Raw genomic sequence first — 7,982 nt, forward strand, 5'->3', positions numbered from 1 at the left:
CCGATCGCGAAGGTGGGGATCATCTCCAGGCTGAAGGCCGTGGCGTGGTCGTTGTAGACGAGGAAGATCACGTCGGGCGTGTTGTCCTTCATCCATTGCTTGGAGAAGTCGTAGCCCTTGAAGACCGGCTGCCAGTAGGGCTCGGCGGTCTTGCCATGGTCGATGGCCGCGCCGACGGCGGGCACGTGCGAGGTGTAGACGGATGCGGTGATGGTGGCCATGTCAGTTCACTTGTTCTTCTGGCCGGCGGCGCCTTGCGGCTGCCGGTGGGGTTGCGCGTCGCCGTCCTCGCCGAGGCGGCGGTTGCCCTCGGCCGAGCGGCCGCCGGCGATCATCATGTTGCGGTACTCCTCCTCCGTCATGCCGGTCATGGAGCCGGCCATCTGCTGGAAGCTCTTGCCGTCGGTCGCGCCGATCTTGGCCAGGAAGTAGATGTTGCCGCCGAGGGCGATGCAGCGGTTGAGGTCGCGTGCGAGCACCGCCTCTTTCTGGGCTTCGCTCATCGGCCATTCGTCGAGGTAGGCGCGCTCGTTCGCCTTGAAGCGTGCGCGGTTCTCAGCCTTCATCAGCGACATGCAGAACTGGTTGAGGTGGTAGCCCTTGCGGGACTGTTCGGCATCGAAGATGGTCGTGCCGGGGATGTCGAGGTAGGGTTTTTCAAGTGGCATGGAGGGAGTCCTCTCAAGGACGGCATTCGAAGCTGGCGGCCTGGGTCGTGGGCCCGTTGCTCTTGTAGTGCGTGTGCAGCGGCCAGGCGCACAGCGGGCGGGTGTTGGTGATCTGGAAAGGGGGCTTCAGGTCCTGCTGCACCAGCTCCAGGCCGGCGGGTGCCTTGTCGCGCTCGACCCAGTCGGCCAGCGCGGCCAGCAGGTCGACGTTGGCCGGTGCGCCGCTGCCCACGTGGTCGACGCCGGGGGCGGTGTACAGGCGCACGAACTGGTCGACCTGCGCCTGCCCGAGGGCAGCGACCACGCTCTCGTGGTAGCGGATGCCGGCGTACGGGCTCTGCGCGTAGTCGGCCATGTTCTCCAGGATGATGAGCTTGCCGCCGTGGCGCTGGAAGGGCGCGAGGTAGGGGTAGGTCGCGTCCATCACGGCCGACACGTCGCGGATGCGCTCGGTGTAGTGCTCGGGCTTGAAGGTGGCCACGTCCACGCCCGGGTCGCGTGTGAAGAAGTGCTGCACCGTGCCGGCACCGAAGGCCCACGCGATGCCGTTGCCCGGCTGCGGCGGCAGGGTGGGCGGGCTGCTGCCCAGCCACCAGGCGCTCCAGCCGCCGGTGGAGGCGTGGGCCGGGGTGGCCTCGCCCGAGACGCCCCAGCCGGGGTATTCGGTGCTGCCGCTGGCCACGGTGAAAGGCAGCTTGTACGGCGCATGCAGTTGCTGCACGGCGGCCACCTGCGCGTCGCTCAGGCAGCCATCGCCGCTGGCCCCGGCAGCGCAGCGCAGGCGCGTCACGTCGAAGCGCTGCTTGCACGCCACCGGGTCGGAGACGATGCCGTCGGCCAGGCCGTCGAGCGCGTCGCAGCTGGCCAGCACCGCGTCGTGTACCAGCTTCACCTGCGCCGGGCGCAGCCAGGCGTCGCCCCGCGTGGCCAGGCCGTTGCGCACGCCTGCGAGCTGCAGGCCGGTCCAGTTGATCACCGGCACGCGGGCGACGACGCCGTCGAAGTCGTTCGGGTAGCGCTGCGCCATGGCCAGGCCCTCGCGCCCGCCTTCGGAGCTGCCGATGTAGTACAGCTTCTGCGGCGCGCGGCCGTAGGCGCGGATCATGATCTGCACCGCCACGTCACGCACCTTCTTGTAGGCGGCGTGGCCGAAGTTCTCCAACGCTTCGTCGTTGGCGGCGAAGGCCTGGGGCGCCACGTCGGCCGTGTGCGGGTGGCCCGAGTCGGTGCCGTAGGTGGCGTAGCCCAGCGCCAGCGGCGCGGGTGCACCGTACAGGCCGCTGGGCTGCAGGCCCGTGCCCGTGACCAGCCGGCCGTTGAATCCAGCGCCGCCGAACTGCACGGCGCGGCCGTTCCATTCGATTGGCAGGTTCAGCTGGAACAGGATGGGCGGCGCACTCGGCTCGAAGGGCGCGATGCGGCCCAGCACCCGGCAGTGCTGCGGCAATGCGGGCGTGATGCGCGCGCCGGGCGAGGGCGCTTGTTCGGCCACCTGCAGTTCGCTTGGCGCCACCAGCGTGGCCGAGTCGATGCTCGCGCCCGTTGTGGGCAGCTTGATGTACTTGGCCTCGACGGGCTGGGCCAGCTTGGCGCACGAGGCGGCCAGGTCGTCGCCCCGCTGCAGCGGGCCTTTGCCCGAGCAGCCGGCCAGTGCGAGCAGGGTCAACGTGGTGAGCGCGAGTCGGATCAACGGGGGCCTCCTGGTGGTGGAGCGGCCGGGTTCTTAGGCCTCGTCAGGCCAGTACAGCCGCATGGGGTTGTCCACCAGGAGTTTGCGCTGAAGTTCCGGCGTCGTGGCGATGTGCGGGATGAAATCGACCAGCAGGCCGTCGTCGGGCATGTGGTTCTTGAGGTTGGGGTGCGGCCAGTCGGTGCCCCACAGCACGCGGTCGGGGAAGGTCTCCACGATGCGGCGCGCGAAGGGGATCACGTCACGGTAGGCGTTCTGTTCTCCGTTCAACGCGGGTGGGCCACTCACGCTCAGGCGCTCGGGGCAGCTGACCTTGCTCCACACGTTGGGGTACTCGCGCATGAACTTCACGAACAGCTCGAACTCCGGGCCGTCGACCGGCTTGGTGACGTCGGGCCGGCCCATGTGGTCGACCACCACCGTGGTGGGCAGGGCGGTGAAGAAGTCCCACAGCTCGGGCAGGTCGACCGCCTCGAAGTAGATGACCACGTGCCAGCCCAGCGGGGCGATGCGGGCGGCGATCTCCATCAGCTCGTCTTTCGGCGTGAAGTCGACCAGGCGCTTGACGAAGTTGAAGCGCACGCCGCGCACACCGGCTTCGTGCATGTCCTGCAGTTCCTTGTCGGTGACGCTGCGCTTCACCGTGGCCACGCCGCGCGCCTTGCCGTTCGAGTGGATCAGTGCATCGACCATCGCTCGGTTGTCGGCACCGTGGCAGGTGGCCTGCACCACCACGTTGCGCGCAAAGCCGAGATGGTCGCGCAGGGCGTAGAGCTGGTGCTTTGACGCATCGCAAGGGGTGTACTTGCGCTCAGGCGCGTAGGGGAACTCGGCGCCCGGGCCGAACACGTGGCAGTGCGCGTCGACGCTGCCGGCGGGGAGCTTGAACCGGGGCGTGGACGGGCCGGCGTACCAGTCGAGCCAGCCGGGGGTCTTCTCGAATTGCATGGGTCAGGCCTCCCGCCGGGCCGCCCCAAGGGAGGCCTGCGCCCCCTCGGGGGGCAGCGAACAAAGTGAGCGTGGGGGTTGTCGTTTCATCAGTCGATGGGTTTGAACTGGGCCAGGATGCGGTCGGCCTCGGTGCGCCAGTCGGCGCTGCGCGCGAACTCCGGCGTAGCCCGAGGGCCGAAGAGCCCGGCGTCGGCGAGGTCGGCCACCCAGGCCTGACGCTCGGCGGTGCCGCTTGCCGACCACGGCTCGAGGCCCGCTTCGCGCACCGTCTGCGCGACCTCGCGCAGCTCTTCGCTGCGGCGGCGGCCGTGCTCGATCACGCGCTGGAAGAAGTAGGCGCCTTGCTTCTCCCAGTCGACGCCGGGGAAGGTCTCCTTGAGCGAGGCGAGCACCGCGTCTTCCACGCCATAGGCGCGCGCGGTGGTGTAGCTCTCGATGACCATGGCCTCCAGGCCCTTGATCATCACGCTGCGGCACATCTTGGTGGCCGAGGCCACGCCCAGCTTCTCGCTCGTGACCTTGCTGTCGAAACCGAGCAGGTTGATGAGCGGCATCAGCGCCTTGGCCTCGGGCCCACCGAGCAGCAGCGGCACCTTGATGCGGTAGGGCGGGATGGAGGTCATCACCGCGCCTTCGACGTAGCGCCCGCCGTTGCGGTTGATGATGTCGGCCGCGCGGATCTTGGCGCCCGGCGAGGCGGAGTTGAAGTCGAGGAAGAAGGCGCTCGGGCGGATGGCCGGCGCGCAGGCCTCGGCCACCGGCACGGCCTGGCTGGCGGTGACGGCGCTGATGATGAAGTCGACCTCTTCCGCGAGTTCGGCGTGCGATTCGAACAGCGTCACCCCATGCTCGGCGGTGTGCTGGCGCAGCGCCGAGCCGGCTTCGGTGTGCAGCTTGATGTCATGGGCGCTGACGCGGACCTTCTGCGCTCGCAGGTCCTCGGCCAGGGTGCGGCCCACTTCGCCGTAGCCGACGAGGCCGATGTGCCAGAGCTTGGGGTTGGTGTTCATGGAATGTCCTCCGTGCTCAATCCGCTCAGCCTGAGGTATCGAAGGCCCGCTCAGGCCGTGCCGGGCTTCGATACCTCAGCCTGAGCGGGTGGTGGTGTGCGAGCCTTCTCTTCCCTGCGTCAGTCGATGTACTTGAGCCCTGCCTTTTCGAGCGGCTCGCGCATCTTGTACATGTCGAGCCCCAGCACGCCCGAGGCGAGCTTGGCGCGCTTCTCGCCTTCGAACGATTCGCGCGCAGTCGCAGCCTCCAGCGTCCTGGCCGCAATGCCGCGCGGCACGCACACCACGCCGTCGTCGTCGGCCACGATCACGTCGCCGGGCGTCACGAGCATGCCGGCGCAGACCACGGGGATGTTCACCGAGCCCAGCGTCGCCTTGATCGTGCCCTTGCTGCTGATGGCCTTGCTCCACACCGGGAACTTCATCTCGGTGAGTGTCTTCACGTCGCGCACGCCGGCGTCGATCACCAGCGCACGCGCACCGCGGGCCTGGAAGCTGGTCGCCAGCAGGTCGCCGAAGTAGCCGTCGGTGCACTCGGCGGTGATGGCCGCGACGACGATGTCGCCCGGTTTGATCTGCTCGGCGACCACATGCATCATCCAGTTGTCGCCCGGGTGCAGCAGCACGGTGACGGCCGTGCCGCTCACCTGCGCGCCGGCGTAGATGGGGCGCATGTAGGGCTTGAGCAAGCCGACGCGGCCCATGGCCTCGTGCACGGTGGCGCTGCCCAGCGTCGCGAGCTTGTCGGCCACGGCCGAGTCGGCGCGCTGGATGTTGCGGTAGACGACGCCTAGTTCGTACATGTCAGGACTCCTGCCGGGCCGCCCCAAAGGAGGCCTGCGCCCCCGTGGGGGGCAGTGAACGAATGGGAACGTGGGGGCTCATGTCTTACTTCCCTTTCTTCTTGAGAGCCGCGTCGAGGCGCGGGTACACGCGCCGTGCATTCGCTTCGTAAACCTTGTGCTTGTCTTCGGCCGAGAGGATCTTCGACGCCTCGATGTAGCGCTTGGTGTCGTCGTAGTAGTGGCCCGTCTCGGGGTCGATGCCGCGCACGGCGCCGATCATTTCGCTGGCGAAGAGGATGTTGTCGACCGGGATCACGGTCGTCAGCAGGTCGATGCCCGGCTGGTGGTACACGCAGGTGTCGAAGAACAGGTTGTTGAGCAGGTGATCCTTCAAGAGCGGCTTCTTCAGCTCCTGCGCCAGGCCGCGGTAGCGGCCCCAGTGGTAGGGCGCGGCGCCGCCGCCGTGCGGCACGACGAACTTGAGCTCGGGGAAGTCCTTGAACAGGTCACCCTGGATCAGCTGCATCACGGCCGTGGTGTCGGCGTTGATGTAGTGCGCGCCGGTGGTGTGGAAGCAGGCGTTGCAGCTCGTGCTCACGTGGACCATCGCGGGGATCTTGTGCTCGACCATCTTCTCGTAGATGGGGTACCAGCTCTTGTCGGTGAGCGGCGGCGAGGTCCAGTGCCCGCCCGAGGGATCGGGGTTGAGGTTGATCGCCACTTTGCCGTACTGGGTGACGCACTTCTCCAGCTCCGGGATGCAGGTGGCCGGGTCCACGCCCGGCGACTGCGGCAGCATGGCCGCGGGGATGAAGTTGTCGGGGAAGAGCCGGCCCACGCGGAAGCAGAGTTCGTTGCAGATGGCGGCCCAGGTGGAGGAGATCTCGAAGTCGCCGATGTGGTGCGCCATGAAGCTCGCGCGCGGCGAGAAGATGGTGAGGTCGCTGCCGCGCTCCTGCATCTTCTTGAGCTGGTTGCTGACGATGGTCTCGCGCAACTCGTCGTCGCTGATCTTGAGCTCGCTCGCCTTCGGCAGGTTGGCCTTGTCGTGGAGGTTGGCGATCTGCCGGTTGCGCCACTCTTCCAGCGCCTTGGGCGCGGTGGTGTAGTGGCCGTGGATGTCGATGATGAGGCTCATGCGCTGGGGCTTTCTGAGGCGGCGAGGGCGATCTGCGAACGATTCTTGCGCAGCACTTCTCATGCAGCAACGAGATAGCCCACATAGCAGCTATGCCTGCATGGCATAAGATCGGCCGCACCGCCATGGACCTCAAGCAACTCGAATACTTCGTGCACGTGGCCGAGCTGGGCAGCTTCACCCGCGCGGCCACCTTCCTGTCGATCGCGCAACCAGCATTGAGCCGGCAGGTGCGCTCGCTGGAGGTGGAGCTGCGCCAGTCGCTCTTCGAGCGCAACGGCCGCGGTGTCACGCTCACCGAGGCCGGTACGCGCCTGCTGGCGCACGGCCGCGGCATCCTGCAGCAGGTGGAGCGCGCCCGGCTCGACATGGAAGACCACCGCGGCGCCGCCACCGGCCGCCTGATGATCGCCCTGCCGCCGAGCGTGAGCCGCACGCTCACCGGCCCGCTGGTGGCGGCCTTTCGCGCGCGCTTCCCCAAGGCCACGCTGAGCGTGGTGGAGGGCTTGTCGACCTACGTGCTGGAGTGGCTGGCCATCGGGCGCGTGGACTGTGCGGTGGTCTACAACGTCGCCCCTTCGGCGGCCATCGACCTGGTGCCGGTGCTCGACGAGCAGCTGTACCTCGTCTCTGCCCGCAACAAGGAACGCAAGCTGATCGGCCCGGCCGTCACGCTGGCCGAGGTGGCCGAGCACGAACTCGTGATCCCCAGCCTGCCGCACTCGATCCGCATGCTGCTGGAGACGGCGCTGGCCAACGAAGGCCGCAAGGCGCGCGTGGCGCTCGAAGTGGAAAGCGTGCCCGCCATCCTCGACCTGGTGCAGCAGGGCGTGGCGCATGCGGTGCTCGCGCTCAACGCCATCCAGGCGAGCGGCAATGCCGATGCCTTCTTCGTGCGCCCCATCCGCAAGCCCAAGATGGTGACCACGCTGTGGATCGCCACCTCGTCGCAGCGCCACCGCGGTCCGCTGATCGACCAGTCGACCGAACTGGTGCGCGAACTCCTGCTCAAACTCTGGGCCTGAGCGCTGCCCCGAGCGCTTGCGTGGTCAATGCGGCCTGTGCCATCATGGCCGCGTGATGCACCGCAACGCCTTCACCCACACCGTCGCGCAAGCCCTGCGCGCCTGGGTGTTGCGCTTCGCGTCCTCCTTCTTCCCGGCCCCCAAGCCGGCACTGCGCCCCATCCGCATTCGAATTCGCCGGGATCGTTGAGCTGCGGCCTTCGCCGGTGCTCAGCGGTCCGTCCTTGTGTCTCGTCGCGCTGCCCTGTGCAGCTGCTCCCAAGGTCTGAACGGAGAGTTCCATGTCATCCCTGCTCCTCGCTGACGCGCCGGCGTCGGCCGCTGTGTCCGCGCCTTCGCTGCTCCCCTTCCCCCGCCTGTTCGAGATCGAGCGCACCGCCGCGCGCCTGGCCGGGCGCATCCTGCAAACGCCGGTGTGGCGCTGGCAGACCGGTGTGGTCACGCGCGAGCTGAACCCGCAGACCGAGGTCTGGCTCAAGCTCGAGCTGTTTCAGCGCACCGGGAGCTTCAAGCTGCGCGGTGCGCTCAACTGCATCCAGTCGCTCGACGAGGCCGCGCGACAGCGCGGCGTGGTCGCGGCCAGCGCCGGCAACCACGCCGTGGCGGTGGCCTATGCGGCGCGCGCCGCCGGCACGCACGCCAAGCTGGCCATGCCGCGCCACGCCAGCCCGACGCGGCTGGAGGCCTGCCGCGAGCAAGGCGCCGAGTTGCTGCT

The 7,982-nt window shown here is 68.3% G+C and carries 10 protein-coding genes; 3 read left to right on the plus strand and 7 right to left on the minus strand.

Annotated elements, in window-relative coordinates:
• From VFL64_RS18265 to VFL64_RS18295, 7 genes are all read right to left on the minus strand, one after another.
• The coding region (locus VFL64_RS18265; RefSeq protein ID WP_489541806.1) for a DODA-type extradiol aromatic ring-opening family dioxygenase at window positions 1-221 on the minus strand (221 nt) is incomplete at its 3' end.
• Window positions 222-227: 6 nt separating this feature from the next.
• On the minus strand, window positions 228-668 hold the full coding sequence (gene ligA / locus VFL64_RS18270; RefSeq protein ID WP_489541807.1) for a protocatechuate 4,5-dioxygenase subunit alpha: 441 nt from the start codon (window positions 666-668) through the stop codon (window positions 228-230).
• A 13-nt stretch (window positions 669-681) separates the two neighbouring features.
• Window positions 682-2,358, minus strand: coding sequence for a tannase/feruloyl esterase family alpha/beta hydrolase (locus tag VFL64_RS18275; RefSeq protein ID WP_489541808.1), 1,677 nt, complete (start codon window positions 2,356-2,358; stop codon window positions 682-684).
• A gap of 33 nt (window positions 2,359-2,391) precedes the next feature.
• Window positions 2,392-3,306 (minus strand): amidohydrolase family protein, encoded by a 915-nt coding sequence (locus VFL64_RS18280; protein ID WP_489541809.1) that lies wholly within the window; start codon window positions 3,304-3,306, stop codon window positions 2,392-2,394.
• An 89-nt stretch (window positions 3,307-3,395) separates the two neighbouring features.
• Complete coding sequence (locus VFL64_RS18285; RefSeq protein WP_489541810.1) at window positions 3,396-4,319, minus strand: DUF1932 domain-containing protein; 924 nt, start codon at window positions 4,317-4,319, stop codon at window positions 3,396-3,398.
• A 119-nt stretch (window positions 4,320-4,438) separates the two neighbouring features.
• Window positions 4,439-5,122, minus strand: coding sequence for a 4-carboxy-4-hydroxy-2-oxoadipate aldolase/oxaloacetate decarboxylase (gene ligK / locus VFL64_RS18290; RefSeq protein WP_489541811.1), 684 nt, complete (start codon window positions 5,120-5,122; stop codon window positions 4,439-4,441).
• 85 nt (window positions 5,123-5,207) lie between these two features.
• Entirely contained in the window at window positions 5,208-6,242 is a 1,035-nt protein-coding gene (locus tag VFL64_RS18295) for an amidohydrolase family protein (protein WP_489541812.1), read from the minus strand.
• Window positions 6,243-6,334: 92 nt separating this feature from the next.
• Here VFL64_RS18295 and VFL64_RS18300 point away from each other — a divergent pair, with 92 nt between their 5' ends.
• From VFL64_RS18300 to VFL64_RS18310, 3 genes are all read left to right on the plus strand, one after another.
• Window positions 6,335-7,267 (plus strand): LysR substrate-binding domain-containing protein, encoded by a 933-nt coding sequence (locus VFL64_RS18300; RefSeq protein ID WP_489541813.1) that lies wholly within the window; start codon window positions 6,335-6,337, stop codon window positions 7,265-7,267.
• A 55-nt stretch (window positions 7,268-7,322) separates the two neighbouring features.
• Window positions 7,323-7,457, plus strand: coding sequence for a hypothetical protein (locus VFL64_RS18305; RefSeq protein ID WP_489541814.1), 135 nt, complete (start codon window positions 7,323-7,325; stop codon window positions 7,455-7,457).
• Window positions 7,458-7,548: 91 nt separating this feature from the next.
• Window positions 7,549-7,982, plus strand: a 434-nt coding sequence (locus VFL64_RS18310) for a pyridoxal-phosphate dependent enzyme (RefSeq protein WP_489541815.1), incomplete at its 3' end; no start/stop codon positions are given.

The organism is Rhizobacter sp. (assembly GCF_035702065.1).
Taxonomy (GTDB): Bacteria; Pseudomonadota; Gammaproteobacteria; order Burkholderiales; family Burkholderiaceae_C; genus Rhizobacter.

What these genes read in the sequence shown, in the direction of transcription:
- VFL64_RS18285 (WP_489541810.1), bottom strand. Translation starts at nt 4,319, where the DNA reads ATGAACACCAACCCCAAGCTCTGGCACATCGGCCTCGTCGGCTACGGC.
- VFL64_RS18305 (WP_489541814.1), top strand. Translation starts at nt 7,323, where the DNA reads ATGCACCGCAACGCCTTCACCCACACCGTCGCGCAAGCCCTGCGCGCC.
- ligA (WP_489541807.1), bottom strand. Translation starts at nt 668, where the DNA reads ATGCCACTTGAAAAACCCTACCTCGACATCCCCGGCACGACCATCTTC.
- VFL64_RS18280 (WP_489541809.1), bottom strand. Translation starts at nt 3,306, where the DNA reads ATGCAATTCGAGAAGACCCCCGGCTGGCTCGACTGGTACGCCGGCCCG.
- ligK (WP_489541811.1), bottom strand. Translation starts at nt 5,122, where the DNA reads ATGTACGAACTAGGCGTCGTCTACCGCAACATCCAGCGCGCCGACTCG.
- VFL64_RS18295 (WP_489541812.1), bottom strand. Translation starts at nt 6,242, where the DNA reads ATGAGCCTCATCATCGACATCCACGGCCACTACACCACCGCGCCCAAG.
- VFL64_RS18300 (WP_489541813.1), top strand. Translation starts at nt 6,335, where the DNA reads ATGCCTGCATGGCATAAGATCGGCCGCACCGCCATGGACCTCAAGCAA.